Raw genomic sequence first — 16,798 nt, forward strand, 5'->3', positions numbered from 1 at the left:
ATCGAGCCCGTGAGTTCCGCGAACCTGACCCGATCCGAAACCGCTGCACGCGCCCGTGCCGTCGACGTGCACTCGTACGAAGTCGAACTCGACCTGCGCGGCGCGGTGGACCCGCAACGCACGAACTTCCCGGTGGTGACGACGATCGAGTTCACGTCCTCGACCGACGAGACCTGGATCGATTTCCTCGGCGACTCGGTCGAGTCCGTCACCGTCAACGGCGAATCCGTCCCCGTGGTGTACGACGGAGCGCGCATCACCATCGGCGGTCTGCGCGAAATCAACGTGGTGAGTGTCGCGGCGACCGGACGATACAGCCGCTCGGGGGAGGGCCTGCACCGGTTCGTCGACCCCGTCGACGGGGAAACCTACCTCTACACCCAGTACGAACCGGCCGACGCTCGCCGGGTGTTCGCGTGCTTCGAACAACCGGATCTCAAGGCACCGTTCACGTTTGTGGTGGCCGCCCCCGAACACTGGCAGGTGCTCTCCAACCAGGTCGCCGAGCGACAGCGGTCCACCGAGGGCGCACAGACGGTCACCTTCGCGCCCACCCTGCCGATCTCGACGTACATCACCGCGATCGTCGCCGGTCCCTACCATCGCGTCGACGCGATCTGGACCAGGGGCGACCTCGAGGTGCCGCTCGGTGTGTTGTGCCGCGCCTCCCTCGCCGAGTATCTCGACGCCGACGAGATACTCGAGATCACCGCGCAGGGGATGGACTACTACGCCGATCACTTCGAGTTCCCGTATCCCTTCACCAAGTACGACCAGGTGTTCGTCCCCGAGTACAACCTCGGCGCGATGGAGAACCCGGGATGTGTCACCTTCACCGAGGCCTATGTGTTCCGCGGGGTGGCCACCGACGCGCAACGTCAAGGTCGGGCCAACACGATCCTGCACGAGATGGCGCACATGTGGTTCGGCGATCTCGTCACGATGAAATGGTGGGACGATCTGTGGCTCAAGGAGTCCTTCGCCGACTACATGGGAGCGCTGGTCAGCGCCGAAGCGACCGAGTTCCGTGACGCCTGGGTCTCGTTCGCGAACCGGCGCAAAGCGTGGGCGTACCTGCAGGACCAACTGCCCACCACCCATCCGATCGTCGCCGACATCGTCGATCTCGAAGCCGCCAAACTCAACTTCGACGGCATCACCTACGCGAAGGGCGCCAGCGTCCTGAAACAGCTGGTCGCGTATGTCGGCCGCGACGCGTTCTTCGACGGCATCCGCCGCTACTTCCACGCACACGCCTTCGGCAACACCACCCTCGGCGACCTGCTGTCCGAACTGTCCGCGGCGTCCGGACGCGACCTGGCCGAATGGGCCCGGCACTGGCTGCAGACCACCGGCGTGACCGCACTGAGCCTGGAACGGGCCGGCGACCGCTGCGAGATCGTGCAGTCCACACCCCGCCCGCACCGTCTCGCGGTCGGCATCTACGACTTCGACGATGCCGGCGACCTCGTCCGTACCGAACGCCGGGAACTCGATGTCGCCGAGAGCCGCACCCGCCTCGATCTGCCCGACGCACCGCTGACACTGCTCAACGACGACGACCTCACCTACGCGAAGATCCGGCTCGACGAGCACTCGCTCGCCACCGTCGACGAGTCCCTCGACCGGGTCCGGGACCCGCTCGCACGCGGGCTGGTGTGGTCGGCACTGTGGAACGCCACCCGCGACGGAGAACTCGCCGCGGCGCGGTACGTGTCGATGGCACAACGCTTCTCGCCGAGCGAGGAGAACCTGGCACTGCTCGCATCGGTCCTGGCGAACGCACCGGCCGCCATCGAGCACTACCTTCCGGCCGCCGAGCGGCCGTCGGCGCGCGCCGACTGGCTCGAGGCCGTGTGGGCGGGCCTTTTCGCTGCGGAACCGGGGAGCGGGGCGCAGCTGTCCTTCGCGCGGGCGCTGGCCGCGGCGGCCGAGACCGCGGACCATCGCGCCGCCGATATCCGCGGCATCCTCGAAGGCATCGGGGCGCCGACCGGGCTGGCGCTCGACCCCGATCTGCGCTGGGCACTGTGGACGGCGCTGAGCGCGACCGGGAACGCCGACGAAAGCGACCTCGCCGAGGAGTTGCGCCTCGACGACACCGCAACCGGACGCACCGCCTACCTGCAGGCCCAGGCCGCGCGACCCCGCGCCGACGTGAAGGCCCACGCGTGGGCGTCGGTCCTCGCGGACCGCACTCTCACCAACGATCACCTCGACGCCGTCATCGGGGGTTTCCGGGCGGGTGCGCGGCGCGACCTCACGGCCCCGTACGACGCCGACTACTTCGCGGTGCTCCGCGACACCTGGGCCGACCGGAGCATAGAAATCGCCCGCCGGATCGTCGTCGGGCTCTTCCCGCCCGCCGATACCCTCGACCCGGTGGACGCCTGGCTGGCCGCCAATTCCGATGCGCCGGCGGCGTTGCGGCGTCTGGTCGTCGAGCAGCGCGACCACCTGGCCCGGGACCTGCGCGTCCAGAAACTCAACACCCCGTGACCGGACTCGATCCGCGGTCAGTCCCGGACGTCGTCTCGGGTGACCTTTCTGCGTCGTCGGCTCCGGCCGTGCCGGACACGGTCGCGGACGCGATGCGTCGCCTGCGGGACAAGGCGGCGTCCGGAAACACCCGCGCGGCGCACCTGAGCGATTGGGCGATCTTCACGCGCTGGTGTGAGAGCACCGGGCACGCACCTCTGCCCGCCACGCCCGAACAAGTGGGCTGGTTTCTCACCGAGAAAGCCGCCGAACTCCGGCCCGACGGCCGCTGGGCGTACGCACCGTCGACCCTGTCCCGCTGGGTGTCGACGATCAACAAACTCCACGCCCTCGCCGGTCACCCGCGACCCGGGCAACACGAAAGCGTGCGGGATCTGTTGCGCGGCATTCGCCGTGAGCGCGCCACCCCGCCTGCCCGGCGGACACCGCTGCTCACCGACGACATCCGCAGCATCCTCGCCGACATGCGGACCACCGCGCGCGAGGGCGGATGGCCGGACCGTGCCGCCGAGCGGCGCGATTCGGCGCTGCTGCTCATCGGACTCGCCGGTGCGCTGCGCCGCAGCGAACTGTCCGCACTCGCCGTCTCGGACGTGGTGCCGCACCGTGCCGACGGGCTGTACGTGACGGTGCGCCGCTCCAAGACGGACCGCGAAGCCCGGGGCCGCACGGTGACCGTGCCGTACGGGTCCGATCCGCACACGTGCCCGGTGTGCGCGTACCGGCGCTGGCGGGAGGTTCTCGACGCGTGGGACGACGGGGGCCGCGCCGCGGTCGCCGAACTCCTCGCCGCGGACGCCGCTCCTGTCGACAACCATTGCTGCCGCGGCTTTTCCGTCGACACGACGGATGCGGACCGGCCGTTGTTCCGGCCCGTCCACCGCTCCGGGTCGCTCGGTGGGGGAGCGCTGACCGGGCAGTCGGTGCACTCGATGATCCAGCGCCGCGCGCTCCGGGCGGGGTTCAGCCCCGATCTGGTCGCGACCCTCGGCGGGCACAGTCTCCGCGCCGGGTTCGTCACCCAGGCGGTCCGCAACGGGGCGACCACGCAGACGATCATGACGCAGACCGGTCACGCCGACGAACGCATGGTCGCGCTCTACAGCCGGCACCACGCCGGACTGGTGGGCAACGCGGTCACGCACCTCGGACTCTGACGGATCCGCTCTCTGCGCAACCGAGCCGCCGCACACTCCGGGGGACTAGCGACCCGCCAGCACGTCGCCGAGGACCCGGGCGGCGTCGGGGAACGATCCGGGGTTCGCTCCGGAATAGTTGAGCCGCAGGTGCGGAGCGGTGGGCTCGGCAGGAAACCACTCGTCGCCCGGCGCCACGACGACACCCCTGGCTTCGCAGTCGCGGACGAGCGCGGGCAGGTCGGTACCGTCGGGAAGCCGCGCCCACAGGTGGAGGCCACCGGGCGGCACCGCCTCGATGTGCGCGGACGGTGCGTGCTCCCGCACCGCCGTGACGAGAAGGTCCCTGCGCGACGCGAGTTGGTGCCGGACCCCGCGAAGATGGGTACGCCAGGCCGGTTGTGAGACGACATCCCAGGCCACCGCCTGAAGCATCCCGCTGACGTACATCGACTGAGCCTGCACCTCGGCGAGGATGCGGTCGCGGGCCGGTCCGCGGGCGACGACGGCAGCGACACGCACGGACGGCGACACACTCTTGGTCAGGGACCGGAGGTAGACGACATGCCCGCTGTCGTCGAGGGCGGCGACCGGGTGCGCGTCGGTGGTGATCCCGAAGTCGTGCGCCCAATCGTCTTCGATGAGGAAGGCGCCCGCGTCCCGGACCAGGTCGAGGACGCGCTCGGTCAGCGCCGGCGGCCATTGCGCGCCGCTCGGGTTCGCGAAATTGGGCTGGGCATAGAACGCCCGGGCGCCGGTCCGCTCGAACGCCCGGGCGAGTTCGTCGGGATCGGGACCGGCGGGGCCACCGGCGACGGGTACGAGGCGGACCCCGGCGCGGGCCGCCGCGAGCATCGCGCCCCAATACGTGGGGGACTCCACCAGCAGCGGGTTCCCGGTTCCGACGAGGGCATGGAACGCGGCGCCGAGGCCGCCCTGACTTCCCGGAGTGATGATGACGTCGCTCGCGGACGGGGCAGCCACCCCGAGCGGAGTCGCCGCGCCGAGCTCGCCGGCAAACCACGCCTGAAGCTCCGGAATCCCCGCTGCGGGTGGGCGGGCGATGGCGGCGTCGCTGCGTGCGGCACGCCCGAACGCACCCCGAACGAGTCGCTCCGGGAGCAGTTCTCGATCCGGGTAGCCCGAGTGCAGGGCGATCACATCGTTCGGGACACTGCGCAGGGCCGAGGAGAAGCGGGGAATGCGGTGCTGGGGCGTGCCCAAGGCCGCGGTCTGCCAGCCGAAGTCGGTGGAATGCGCGAGCCGGGCGGCGCGCACGAAGGTGCCGACACCCGGACGGCTCTCCACCGCGCCCGTGGCCTGCAGCGCGCGGAGGGCTTTCTGCACGGTCACCGGGCTCACGCCGTACTGCTCGACGAGTGCCCGCGTCGACGGCAATTGCGCGCCGGGCGACGCCGAGGCGATCCAGCGCTCGAGCCCGGCGACGATTCGCGCACTGCTACTATCGTTCATGAGACACAAGAGTAGCGCTATCGTTCCCGGCAGGCTTGCGTTATCGTCGCCCGAGCACGGACTCCGGTGGGGCCTGCTCGGAGTGGTCGCATTCTCCTTCACGCTCCCGATGACCCGCTTCGTGGTCGAGAAGGGTGCGATGACACCGTTGTTCGTCGGCGCCGGCCGTGCGGTGGTCGCCGGACTGCTGGCCGCGATCGCCTTGCTGCTCACCCGTCAGGTGCGCCCCCGCGGCTCCCAATGGATACGGCTGACCGCCGTCGCGGGCGGGGTGGTCATCGGCTTCCCCTTCCTGACGTCGTACGCCCTGACGACCGTGCCGGCGAGCCACGGCGCCGTGGTGGTGGCGATCCTGCCCGCCGCGACCGCCGTGGCAGCAGTTCTGCGCGGACGGGAGCGGCCGCCCGCCGCGTTCTGGGCCACCGCGGGTATCGGGACCGTTGCCGCGCTCGTGTTCGCGAGCCTGCAGACCGGCGGATTCGCCGGTCTCGAGGGAGCCGACGTACTGCTCTTCGGCGCCGTGATCGCGGCTGCCGTCGGCTACGCCGAAGGCGGATTGCTCTCCCGGGAACTCGGTGCGTGGCAGACCATTTCCTGGGCGCTCGTGCTGAGTACACCGTTCACCGTTGCGCTCACCGGGCTGTCGATGGCAGATCGGATGCCCACCGGCACACTCCCCGAATGGGGCGCTTTCGCGTATCTGGGAATCGTGAGCATGTTCCTGGGTTTCTTCGCGTGGTACCGGGGACTGGCGATCGGCCCCATGGCGCAGGTCAGCCAGATCCAGCTCACCCAGCCCGTCATGACCATCTGCTGGGCCGCGCTGATCCTGCACGAACACCTCACCTGGCCGGTCGTCGGCGGAGGACTCGTCGTGATCCTGTGTGCCGCGACCGCCGTACGCACACGCGCCGCGACCACGTCGGGTTCCCGTCCCGAAGAAAGTTCGCGCCGCGATGTCGAGAATCCGTCACCTGCTCCGTCTCCGTAGTGAGTGCGACCACAATGGGTCACACCGGACACGAGGAGAAGACGATGGCCAAGTACCTCTTGCTCAAGCACTACCGCGGCGCTCCGGCGGCCGTCAACGACGTACCGATGGATCAGTGGACACCGGACGAAGTGTCCGACCACATCCGGTATATGAACGACTTCGCCGCACGACTCGAACAGACCGGCGAGTTCGTCGACGGACAGGCGCTCGCCCCGGAGGGCACCTTTGTCCGGTACGACGGGGAGGGCCGCCCACCCGTCACGGACGGACCGTTCGCCGAGACCAAGGACCTCATCGCCGGCTGGATGGTGATCGATGTGGACAGCTACGAGCGGGCTCTCGCTCTGGCCGGGGACCTTTCCGCCGCCCCCGGCGCCGGAGGAAAGCCGATTCACGAATGGCTCGAAGTACGTCCGTTCCTGACGGCGCCACCCACCGTCACCGAGTGACCCCGCAGTAGACGAAAACGAAGTGAACGACACCGAACTCCGTCACCTCACTCCGGTGGTGCTCGGCATCCTCGTCCGCCGCGGAGCAGAATTCGCGGCGGCCGAGGATGCCGTCCAGGACGCACTGATCGAAGCCCTCAGGGTGTGGCCGGACGATCCGCCCGACGACCCCAAGGGGTGGCTCGTCGCAGTCGCCTGGCGGCGGTTCCTCGACGCGACCCGTGCAGACGTGGCACGTCGGCGGCGTGAAGCGCTCGTCGCCCATGACCTCGAGAGGGCCGAACGCGGTTCCGGTGGTGGAGCATCGGACGCGCGCAGCGCTGCGCCACCGGCTGGGGTGGACGACACCCTCGCGCTCTACTTCCTGTGCGCTCACCCGGTGCTGACTCCGTCGTCGGCGGTCGCACTGACCTTGCGCGCGGTGGGCGGTCTGACCACGCGGCAGATCGCGCAGGCGTATCTGGTGCCCGAGGCGACGATGGCACAGCGCATCAGCAGGGCGAAACGCACGGTCTCCGGCGTGCGTTTCGACCGGCCCGGCGATGTCGCCACCGTGCTTCGGGTGCTCTACCTGGTGTTCAACGAGGGATACTCGGGGGACGTCGATCTCGCCGGCGAAGCGATCCGGCTCGGGCGGCAACTGGCAGCGGTGATCGATCATCCCGAAGTGCAGGGTTTGCTCGCCTTGATGCTGCTGCATCACGCGCGGCGCACTGCCCGGCTCTCGGCGGAGGGCAGCCTGATCCCGCTTGCGGAGCAGGACCGCACCCGGTGGGACACCACGTTGATAGCCGAGGGGATCGACATCCTGCAGGCGGCACTCGCCCGCGACCGGCTCGGCGAGTATCAGGCCCAGGCGGCGATCGCGGCTCTCCATGCCGACACTCCCACCGCCGAGGAAACCGACTGGGTGCAGATCGTCGAGTGGTACGACGAACTCACGCGGTTGACCGGCAATCCTGTCGTCCGGCTCAACCGGGCGGTGGCGGTCGGGGAGGCGGACGGACCGCGTGCCGGGCTGGCGGCGCTCGCCGAACTGGACGACTCGCTGCCCCGGTACCGGGCGGTCGCCGCGTATCTCCACGAACGTGACGGCGACCCGGCAACGGCGGCCCGGATGTATGCCGAGGCCGCCCGCGCCGCGCCCAACCTGGCCGAGCGCGAGCACCTCGTGCGGCAGGCCGCGCGGCTCAACACCGGCCTGTCGCGCTGACCGGGGAACAAAATCGACACCGCGGTGTTGAGGTGGGCAAGATAGTTGAGAAATCAATTATTTCCGCATCGAGGGAGGATCCACATGCCCGCCGTGACCGTAGACAACATCCTTGCCCTTCCGCGCATCACCGATCCGGTGCCCACTGCGCAGCCTCGACCGGTGCTGTCGGTGACCACCGCTCCTCGCGGCTTCGAGGGCGACGGGTTTCCCGTCCACCGCGCCTTCGCCGGCATCGAGATGCGGCACCTCGACCCCTTCATCCACATGGACCAGATGGGGGAGGTGCACTACGCACCCGGCGAACCGAAAGGTACCCCGTGGCATCCGCACCGCGGCTTCGAAACCGTGACCTACATGATCGACGGAACCATGGAGCACCAGGACTCGCACGGGGGAGGAGGCACCATCGCGAACGGTGACACCCAATGGATGACGGCCGGTGGCGGCATCCTGCACATCGAAACGCCACCGGAGCGCCTGGTGACCAGCGGCGGCCTGTTCCACGGCGTGCAGCTGTGGGTGAATCTGCCTCGTGAGGACAAACTGGTTGCGCCTCGCTACCAGGACATCTCCCGTGACCGCGTCACCTTGCTGTCCTCACCGGACGGTGGAGCGCTCATCCGGGTGATCGCCGGCGACCTCGACGGGCACCGCGGACCGGGCTCCACCCACACCCCGATCACCCTGCTGCACGTGAGCCTGGCGCGCGGTGCGCGCGTGACGGTGCCGTGGAATGCGGAGTTCAATGCCCTGGCGTACGTGCTGGCGGGAGACGGCTCCGCCGGTGCCGACCGCCGTCCGATCCACTCCGGGCAGACGGTGGTCTTCGGGCGCGGCGACACCCTGACGATCGACGCGGCCGACGAGCAGGACTCGCGTACCGACACGCTCGAGGTGTTCGTTCTGGGCGGCAAGCCGATTCGTGAACCTGTGGCGATGGCGGGGCCCTTCGTGATGAATACGAAGGCGGAGGTGATCGCCGCGTTCGAGGATTTCCAGGCGGGACGCTTCGGCTCCGTCCCCGCGACCGGCGGACTCCCAGGGCCGGCGCAGTAACTCGGTGCACGCCGTCGCGGGGGCGCGTCGCACCCATGCGTGAGGCGCGCACCCGGCGGGTACCCGGTCCGGGCACGGACCGATCTGCCGGCGGGCGACCGAGGAGAGCAATGGAGTCACGTACAGCGGAGTCACCACGAACAGCGACGGGCAGCGAGGCGGCAGTTCCGGTCGACTCCGAGTTCCACGACCTCGACGCATGGTGGCGCGCAGCGAATTATCTGTCGGTAGGTCAGATCTACCTCATGGACAATCCGCTTCTGCGGGAACCGCTCCGGCCCGATCACATCAAACCCCGTCTGCTGGGGCACTGGGGGACCACCCCCGGACTCAACTTCATCTATGCGCACCTCAATCGGGTCATCACCGCCCGCGATCTCGACATGATCTACGTGATGGGCCCCGGCCACGGTGGCCCGGGCCCGGTCGCGGCGGGGTGGCTCGAAGGCACCTACAGTGAGCGTTATCCGGAGGTCTCACAGGACGAGGCCGGGATGGCTCGCCTGTTCACGCAGTTCTCCTTCCCCGGAGGCATTCCGAGCCACGTCGCCCCCGAAACGCCGGGGTCCATTCACGAGGGCGGCGAACTGGGGTACTCGCTCGCCCACGCTTACGGGGCTGCGTTCGACAATCCCGATCTGGTCGTCGCTGCGGTGATCGGCGACGGCGAGGCCGAAACAGGTCCGCTCGCCGCGAGTTGGCACTCGACCAAGTTCGTCGACCCGCGCCGGGACGGCGCCGTCCTCCCGATCCTGCATCTCAACGGTTACAAGATCGCCAACCCCACGGTGCTTGCGCGCATCGACCCCGGGGAACTCGACTCTCTGCTGCGCGGCTACGGCCACGACCCGATCGTGGTGGCCGGCTCCGACCCGGCCGAGATGCACCGGGCCTTCGCGTCGGCACTCGACCGGGCACTGAACCGTATCGACGAGATCCAGGAGCGCGCGCGCCGGACCGGTGATACGGAGCGTCCGGCATGGCCGATGATCGTGCTGCAGTCGCCCAAGGGGTGGACGGGTCCCGCCGAGGTCGACGGCACTCCGATCGAGGGCAGCTGGCGCGCGCACCAGGTGCCGTTCGGCAACGCCCGCAACGACGCCGGGCACCGCATGATCCTCGAAGAGTGGATGCGGAGCTATCGACCGGGAGAACTGTTCGACGACAACGGGGCTCCCGTCCCGCAGATCCGTGACCTGCATCCTTCGGGCGCACGGAGGATGAGCGCCAACCCTCACACCAACGGCGGCGCGATCCTGCGGGATCTCGCGTGCCCCGATTTCCGCGACTACGCCGTCCGCATCGGCACACCCGGAAACGAGACCGCCGAAGCGACCCGGGTGCTCGGCGACTTCCTCCGCGACGTGATGGTGCGCAATTCGAGCACCTTCCGGATGTTCGCGCCGGACGAGAACAATTCGAACCGGCTCAACGCCGTTCTCGAGGCCACCGACCGGACCTGGAATGCCCGGACGGTGCCGGGAGACGACCATCTCGCGCCCGACGGACGCGTGATGGAGGTGCTCTCCGAACACATGTGCCAGGGCTGGCTCGAGGGCTACCTGCTCACCGGACGGCACGGGCTCTTCTCCTGCTACGAGGCATTCGTCCACGTCGTGGATTCGATGTTCAACCAGCACGCGAAGTGGCTGCGCACCACCAACCGCATCGAGTGGCGCAAACCGATCCCGTCGCTCAATTACCTGCTGACCTCACATGTGTGGCGGCAGGACCACAACGGCTTCTCCCATCAGGACCCCGGCTTCATCGACCACGTCGTCAACAAGAAAGCCGAAGTCATCAGGGTCTATCTGCCGCCGGACGCCAACACCCTGTTGTCCGTCGCCGATCATTGCCTCCGCAGCCGCCAGTACGTCAACGTGATCGTCGCGGGCAAGCAACCGGAATTGCAGTACCTCGACATGGATGCGGCCGTCACCCACTGCACCAAGGGAATCGGCATCTGGGAGTGGGCTTCGACCGACGACGGCGCGGAACCGGATGTGGTTCTCGGATGCGCCGGAGACGTACCCACGAAGGAAACGCTCGCGGCGGTCGACATTCTTCTCGGATACTTCCCGGACCTGAAGATCCGCGTCGTCAACGTCGTCGATCTCATGAGACTGCAAGACGACCGGGAACATCCCCACGGTCTGCCCGCCGCCGACTTCGATGCCCTGTTCACCACCGACAAGCCGGTCATCTTCGCCTACCACGGATACCCGTGGCTGATTCACCGCCTCACCTACCGCCGCGCCAACCACGACAACATCCACGTGCGCGGTTATATCGAGGAAGGCACCACCACGACACCGTTCGATATGTGCGTCCTCAACCGGATCGACCGATTCCATCTCGCGAAGGACGTCATCGACCGGGTGGACCGCATCCGTCCCATCGCCGGTCACGCCCGCGAACACCTGCTGAACACGCTGGCCGAGCATCACCGCTACATCCGCACCCACGGTGAAGACATGCCGGAGGTCACCCAGTGGACATGGCGCGGAACCGACGCCGCACGATTCTCGTCGTGAGCCGCGGTCCCGCGCGCCCCGTTCAGGCGAGATCTGTTTCCGGACGCCGCAAGACGGGCTCACCGCGGACGAGACGGGCGATGTCGACCTGGTCGAGCGAGGTGACCACGAGGTCGGCACCGGCCTCGGCGAGGCCGACCTCGTCGTCCGCGCGCGCGACCCCGATCGAGAGCATGTGTCCGGCTTCGGCGGCTTCGATTCCGCTCACCGCGTCTTCGACGACCACACATGCTTCCGCCGGGACACCGAGTTCGGCGGCCGCAGTGACAAATATTTCGGGATCCGGCTTCCCGCGGGCGAAATCGCGACCGGACAGGTCTGCGTCGAACATGTCGCTCAGCGTGGCGCCCTCGTCGATCGAGGCGGTATCGAGACCCTCATCCCGCGCGAACACGTCCATCCGGACGGCCCGCAGGAACCGGAACGCGTTTTTCGACGACGACGCCGCGGCGAGTGGGACCCCAGCGGCCCGCATCGCGAGCACGAACCGCAAGGCATCCGGGTACGCCCGGAACCTGCCGTCGTCGATCAAGCGGATCAACAGATCCTGCTTGCGATCCGCATAGGTGCGGAGGTGTTCGTCGTCATCCGGGATCCCGAAGTACCGCAACGCGGCACCGGCGCCCTCCATGCGCGGCCGGCCCGACATCACCTCCTGGTACACCAGGGGAGTGAACGCGTCTTCCGACCACGAACTGCGGTCCCGGATCGGCGCCCATTCGCCGAGCATCAGGTCGCGGAGGCTCTCCCGCCACGCGTGCTCGTGGGGTGAATCGACGAGCACCCCGTCGACATCGAAGATCGCGCCGCGCAGTCCGTGCTCGCTCATCGTCGCTCCCGTCGTCCGGTCAGGCCGGTAGCTCGTGGCGATCCGGTGCCGCCGGCACCGGCGGAATATGGAACACGTGCGACGCGCCCGCCCCGAGTTCGACGATGTTGTCGGCGACGCCCACCCGCACCGGCACCCGGAAACCTTCGACCTCGGCGAGGACGGTCAACTTGTCGCCCACGATGCGCACGCGCAGGGGAGTGCCGCGATACCGCATCGAGAACGACACCCCGTCGAGCCGGTCCATCAGGCGAGGGCGGAACATCAACGCGCCACCGTAGTGGCGGGCGCCGACGTAGTAGCGCTGCACGAGGTCCAGCGTTCCGGCCATCACCCCCATATGGATGCCCTCCTTGGTGGTGCCGCCCTGCAGGTCACTCACATCGCTCTCGAGCGCCACCATGAACCGCTCCCACGACGACTCCGGATCGAACGCCGCCAGCACACCGGCGTAGGTGAGGAAGCTCAACGTCGACCCGTGTGAGGTCCGATGGTCGTAGTATTCGACCGTCCGCACGGCCATGGGGCGATCGATGTCGTAGCCGAGTCGCGCGAACAAGGGTTGCAGCTCGTTGAAGTCGAACAGGAAGAACAGCATCACCGCGTCGGCCTGCTTGGAGACCTTGTACCGGTTCGGGTCCTTGCCCTCGGCCCGCAGGATGCGGTCCATCCGCTGAATGTTGCCGTACTTGCTGCGGTAGTGGTCCCAGTCGATCTCCTCGAGGTCTTCATAGCCCTCGAACTGGCTGATCACCCCGTCGTGGAACGGCACGTACATTTTGGTGGTCATCTCCGACCACGTCTCCAACTCCTCGTCGGTCACGCGCAAGCGGGCGCGCAGCGCCGTCTGGCGACTCGCGGACAGGCGTTCGAGCACGTCGAGAGCCTTTCCGGCGATCCACGCGACCATGACGTTGGTATAGGCGTTGTTGTTCAGTCCCGCTGCCTCGACATCCGGGTACCGCTCGTGGAACTCGTCGGGCCCCATCACACCGTGGATCTCGTAGCGGTCCCGTTCGGGGTTGTACTGGGCGATGGACGACCAGAACCGCGCGATCTCGAGCATCAATTCGGCACCGAAATCGGCGAGGAAATCGAAGTCGTCGGTCGCCTGGTAGTACCGCCACACGTTGTAGAAAATCGCTGCGCTCACATGGCGCTGATTGCGGCTCAGATCCGGATCCCACTGTCCCGACAGGGGATTGAGGTGAACGGTCTGGGTTTCCTCTGTGCCGTCGCTACCGCTCTGCCAGGGGAACATCGCACCGGCGTACCCGGCGTCCCGCGCCGCGGCCTGGGCCTCACCCAACCGGCGGTACCGGTAGCCGATCAGGCCTCGTGTCACGTCGGGCATGCGCAGGTCGAGGAACGGATAGACGAACAACTCGTCCCAGAACACGTGCCCGCGATACGCCTCGCCGTTGAGCCCGCGCGCCGGCACGCCCGCATCGTGCCGCGCGGTGTGCCGCGAACACACCTGCAGCACGTGCGCCACGTGCAACCGCAACAGCATCTGGACGCGGGGTTCGCGGGGCACCCGGATGTCGCAGATGTCCCACAACTCGTCCCACGCGGCCTCGTGTTCGACGTAGGCCTCGTCGAAGCCCGGATAGCGCACCACATGGCGTCCCGCCGCGGCTAGGGGCTCGGTGATCGCATCGTCGCGGGCGGTGAACATCGCCACGAGTTTCTCGACCCGCATGGGCGTGCCCTGGGTGACGTCGAAGGTGAGTACCTGCTGGATGTAGTCCTCCATCTGATACAGGTCGCGTTCGACGTCGAGACAGTCCTGCTCGCCTTCGTAGAAGACCTGCGTGCGGGCAGCCTGCGCGATGTAGATATCGGACTGCCGTGTCTGCACCTTCAGGGCGATCGTGTCGGCGCTGAAGGTTCGGGGCGAGACCGGATCGAGGTGGCGACCCTCGAGTTCGCGGTAACGCGCCACCGCGCGGTTGGTCATGCGCCCGTCGAGCGCCGAGACCAATTCGATGCGTCCGGACCAGTTCTCAGCGGTGATGGTCCAGGACAGGCCGCCCTGGTGCCGGTGCGCCATACTCACGAACCGCCGGCTGTGCAGGGTGGTTTCACGGCCCTTCCGGTCCCGGAACCGGACCTTGCGCATCACCGTGGCGGTGCGAATGTCGTAGATATGCCGGTACGACAGGATTTCGACGTTCGACAGCCGGATCGCGTCCTCACCCTCGATGCGCAGTTTGAGCACGAGCCAGTTGGGGAGGTTGACCAGATCCTCGTTGAGGACGGGGCGACCACCCATGATGGTGGTCTCACGGTTGTAGCAGCCGTGGGAGTACGTGCCGGGATAGTGGACTTCGCCCATGTCCTCCCACTCAGCCGTACCCCGGGTGCAGAAGTATCCGTTGCCGGTGGATGTCATCGCCTCGCGGAGTCCTTCCTCGTCCGCGTCGAAGGTGGTGTATTCGAGGGTGAACTCCGGGTCGGACACGCTTACCTCCAGGGCGAGTAGCGGTGGGCGACGAATCAGCTGGCCAGGCCGGCCAGGAACTTCTCGACGTCCTGCACCGAGTCGAGCACGAAATCGGCGGCCGTGGTGCGGCCTGCCATCTCCGGGTCGTCGGGACGGCCCACGAGGATGCCGATACCCCGACCGCGCAGAGCCCGGAACGCGCTTTCGTCGGTGATGTCGTCGCCGAGATAGAGCGGAACGATGTCGTCGGAGTCGAGCCCGAGAACGTCGATGAGGTGCAGGACGGCCTTGCCCTTGTTCCAGTCGATCGCCGGGGTGAACTCGTAGACCATCTTCCCCGGGACCAAAGTGAGTCGATCGCTGTTCCGGTCGCGCAGTTCGTGGATGATCTCGTCGACACGGGCGCGGGTATCCGGTGCGGCCTGCCGGTAGTGCACGGCGACCGACGCGTGTTTGGCTTCGATGGACACACCGTCGAGACCGTGGAGCCTCTCGCGCAGGGTGGCGGTCGTTTCCGCGATCAGGTCCGTGAAGTCGGTGAGCGCCTCGTGTACGACCGGTCCCTGCTCCGGACTCCAGATGTCGAATCCGTGGCTTCCGGCGACGATCAGGTCGTCCACACCCATCAACTGCTGCACGACCTGGCGGTCGCGCCCGGTGACGATGCAGACGGAGCACCGGTCCGCCAGAGCGAGCACGGTCCGGCGCATACTGGCGGACCACACCGCGTCCTCGGGGCGGGGAACGATGGGTGTGAGCACGCCATCGTAATCCAGGAATACCGCCGGCCGGCGGCCCTCCAATCGCTGCCGCAACGCCTCGGACCCGAGGGCCGGGGGCAGATCTCCCACGGTCGACACCGTTTCCATGTCGTCCGTACCTCCTGCAGTCGGGGTCGTCGTCAACGGTTCCACGCTCCGGGCGGTACCTGCCCACCAGGGAGCCGCCCTCCCCGAACCGTACACCTCACGGACTGCCGCCCGGAGGCAATAGAAGGGGCGCGCCGCCGTCAGCGGATCGGGCGCCGCCACCGGGCGTCGTCGGCGGTCAGCTGCGTGATCAGGTGCTCCGCCGCATCGGTATTCCGGAACGGACCGGCCAGCAGATCGGCATAGACGTGTGACGGTGCGACGTGCCGCAATCCTCCGCGACGGTCCATGCGATCGAACACGACCGGCGACCAGGGGATCGCGACGACGACGTCGCCTCCCCGGTCCACCGGTCGCAGACCGAGGACGGCCGCGAACTCGTCCGGATCGTCGGCGTACACCTCGAGGAGCGCCGGTTCGGCGTAGTCGGTTGCTCCTACTCCGGTGAGCGCATAGGGGATATCGACGTGCTCGGCGAGCCGGTTGCGGATCGCTGCCACGCCGTCCGGGGCCGCGAAACGGCGGATCGGGCAGACCTTGCGGTCGTCGGCCCACGCACGGAGCATCGGCTCCCACCGCACTTCGGTGATGGCACCGCGGGGAATGCGGCGGATGAGTTCGCGTTCGACCAGGACCTCGACGACGCGGTAGGTGGCGCCGGTCGATGCTCCCGACAGCTTGATCAGCTCGGGAACGGTGATCTCGCCTTCGTGGTCCGCCAGCGCGCGGACCACCCGATCGGACGGTTCACCGGTGAGGACTCCGGAGGGTCTGCCCGGGCCACGCCACGGATCGGCGTCGGCGCCGCGGTTACGCACCCAGATGGCGGGGCGTGCCGCCACGAGGGCGAGGTTGCCGGTGGCGTCGGCATACGAGATGCCGTGCTGGTCGAGCTGGCGGCGAACCGGATCGGACAAGTAGTGGGCACAGACGAATCCCCGGTCGGATTCGGTCAATTCGGCCGTGATGCGCGCGACGTCGCCGCTGAGCACTCCGCGTGAGGGTATGACCGCGAAGGACACCGACTCGCCGTCGGGTGCGGTGACGAGGAGCCGGCGGGGCGCCTCGGGGGAGCGGGACCGGTCGGCGCTCAGACTCCATCCGAGGGGCATGCAGGCCTCGAGGCCCGCGGCGGCTCGCCGGTAGATGTCGATGTGGCGTTCGGGGCGCGGCCCGGCCGGATTCTCGACGGTGGGCAGGGAGTCCAGTTGTGTCACATCCACCACAGTAGCCACTCTGTGCACGACGGAAAAGGCTTTTTCGCGAATTTCCGATGCAGTGGTCTATCCGGTGCCCT

Annotated in this window: 12 protein-coding genes; 7 read left to right on the top strand and 5 right to left on the bottom strand. The window is 68.1% G+C overall.

Annotated elements, in window-relative coordinates; all coding sequences use genetic code 11:
* The first annotated feature begins 9 nt into the window (after window positions 1-9).
* On the top strand, window positions 10-2,499 hold the full coding sequence (gene pepN, locus ACFWBU_RS05770) for an aminopeptidase N (protein ID WP_378527764.1): 2,490 nt from the start codon (window positions 10-12) through the stop codon (window positions 2,497-2,499).
* Between the two features lie 92 nt (window positions 2,500-2,591).
* Entirely contained in the window at window positions 2,592-3,656 is a 1,065-nt protein-coding gene (locus tag ACFWBU_RS05775; protein ID WP_169652203.1) for a tyrosine-type recombinase/integrase, read from the top strand.
* 45 nt (window positions 3,657-3,701) lie between these two features.
* Here ACFWBU_RS05775 and ACFWBU_RS05780 read toward each other — a convergent pair whose 3' ends face one another.
* Window positions 3,702-5,108, bottom strand: coding sequence for a PLP-dependent aminotransferase family protein (locus ACFWBU_RS05780; protein WP_378527765.1), 1,407 nt, complete (start codon window positions 5,106-5,108; stop codon window positions 3,702-3,704).
* Here ACFWBU_RS05780 and ACFWBU_RS05785 point away from each other — a divergent pair.
* The 5 genes from ACFWBU_RS05785 to ACFWBU_RS05805 all read left to right on the top strand — a co-directional run bounded on the left by ACFWBU_RS05785 (window position 5,107) and on the right by ACFWBU_RS05805 (window position 11,357).
* The gene (locus ACFWBU_RS05785; RefSeq protein WP_378527766.1) at window positions 5,107-6,099 is read left to right on the top strand and encodes a DMT family transporter; all 993 of its coding nucleotides are present in this window, start codon (window positions 5,107-5,109) and stop codon (window positions 6,097-6,099) included. The two genes, ACFWBU_RS05780 and ACFWBU_RS05785, sit on opposite strands and share 2 nt — an antisense overlap.
* 44 nt (window positions 6,100-6,143) lie before the next feature.
* Entirely contained in the window at window positions 6,144-6,551 is a 408-nt protein-coding gene (locus ACFWBU_RS05790) for a YciI family protein (RefSeq protein WP_169622251.1), read from the top strand.
* 22 nt (window positions 6,552-6,573) lie between these two features.
* Window positions 6,574-7,764 carry a DUF6596 domain-containing protein gene (locus ACFWBU_RS05795; protein ID WP_169622252.1) on the top strand — a complete coding sequence of 397 codons (1,191 nt, stop codon included), beginning with the start codon at window positions 6,574-6,576 and terminating at the stop codon, window positions 7,762-7,764.
* Window positions 7,765-7,848: 84 nt separating this feature from the next.
* On the top strand, window positions 7,849-8,823 hold the full coding sequence (locus ACFWBU_RS05800) for a pirin family protein (RefSeq protein WP_169652076.1): 975 nt from the start codon (window positions 7,849-7,851) through the stop codon (window positions 8,821-8,823).
* A 110-nt stretch (window positions 8,824-8,933) separates the two neighbouring features.
* Complete coding sequence (locus ACFWBU_RS05805; protein ID WP_378527767.1) at window positions 8,934-11,357, top strand: phosphoketolase; 2,424 nt, start codon at window positions 8,934-8,936, stop codon at window positions 11,355-11,357.
* 22 nt (window positions 11,358-11,379) lie between these two features.
* Here the strand turns inward: ACFWBU_RS05805 and ACFWBU_RS05810 are convergent, their stop codons facing one another.
* The 4 genes from ACFWBU_RS05810 to ACFWBU_RS05825 form a co-directional block, all read right to left on the bottom strand.
* Complete coding sequence (locus ACFWBU_RS05810) at window positions 11,380-12,186, bottom strand: HAD family phosphatase (RefSeq protein ID WP_169652074.1); 807 nt, start codon at window positions 12,184-12,186, stop codon at window positions 11,380-11,382.
* Window positions 12,187-12,205: 19 nt separating this feature from the next.
* A complete protein-coding gene (locus ACFWBU_RS05815) occupies window positions 12,206-14,650 on the bottom strand; it encodes a glycoside hydrolase family 65 protein (protein WP_378527768.1) in 2,445 nt (814 codons plus the stop codon).
* 35 nt (window positions 14,651-14,685) lie between these two features.
* Window positions 14,686-15,501, bottom strand: a complete 816-nt coding sequence (otsB, locus tag ACFWBU_RS05820) for a trehalose-phosphatase (RefSeq protein ID WP_378527769.1) — start codon at window positions 15,499-15,501, stop codon at window positions 14,686-14,688.
* Between the two features lie 140 nt (window positions 15,502-15,641).
* Window positions 15,642-16,724 carry a helix-turn-helix domain-containing protein gene (locus tag ACFWBU_RS05825; protein WP_378527793.1) on the bottom strand — a complete coding sequence of 361 codons (1,083 nt, stop codon included), beginning with the start codon at window positions 16,722-16,724 and terminating at the stop codon, window positions 15,642-15,644.
* Window positions 16,725-16,798 lie beyond the last annotated feature (74 nt).

This window comes from Rhodococcus sp. NPDC060084 (assembly GCF_042730335.1).
GTDB lineage: Bacteria > Actinomycetota > Actinomycetes > Mycobacteriales > Mycobacteriaceae > Rhodococcus.

What these genes read in the sequence shown, in the direction of transcription:
- otsB (WP_378527769.1), bottom strand. Translation starts at nt 15,501, where the DNA reads ATGGAAACGGTGTCGACCGTGGGAGATCTGCCCCCGGCCCTCGGGTCC.
- ACFWBU_RS05780 (WP_378527765.1), bottom strand. Translation starts at nt 5,108, where the DNA reads ATGAACGATAGTAGCAGTGCGCGAATCGTCGCCGGGCTCGAGCGCTGG.
- ACFWBU_RS05800 (WP_169652076.1), top strand. Translation starts at nt 7,849, where the DNA reads ATGCCCGCCGTGACCGTAGACAACATCCTTGCCCTTCCGCGCATCACC.
- ACFWBU_RS05790 (WP_169622251.1), top strand. Translation starts at nt 6,144, where the DNA reads ATGGCCAAGTACCTCTTGCTCAAGCACTACCGCGGCGCTCCGGCGGCC.
- ACFWBU_RS05805 (WP_378527767.1), top strand. Translation starts at nt 8,934, where the DNA reads ATGGAGTCACGTACAGCGGAGTCACCACGAACAGCGACGGGCAGCGAG.
- ACFWBU_RS05775 (WP_169652203.1), top strand. Translation starts at nt 2,592, where the DNA reads ATGCGTCGCCTGCGGGACAAGGCGGCGTCCGGAAACACCCGCGCGGCG.
- ACFWBU_RS05810 (WP_169652074.1), bottom strand. Translation starts at nt 12,186, where the DNA reads ATGAGCGAGCACGGACTGCGCGGCGCGATCTTCGATGTCGACGGGGTG.
- ACFWBU_RS05785 (WP_378527766.1), top strand. Translation starts at nt 5,107, where the DNA reads ATGAGACACAAGAGTAGCGCTATCGTTCCCGGCAGGCTTGCGTTATCG.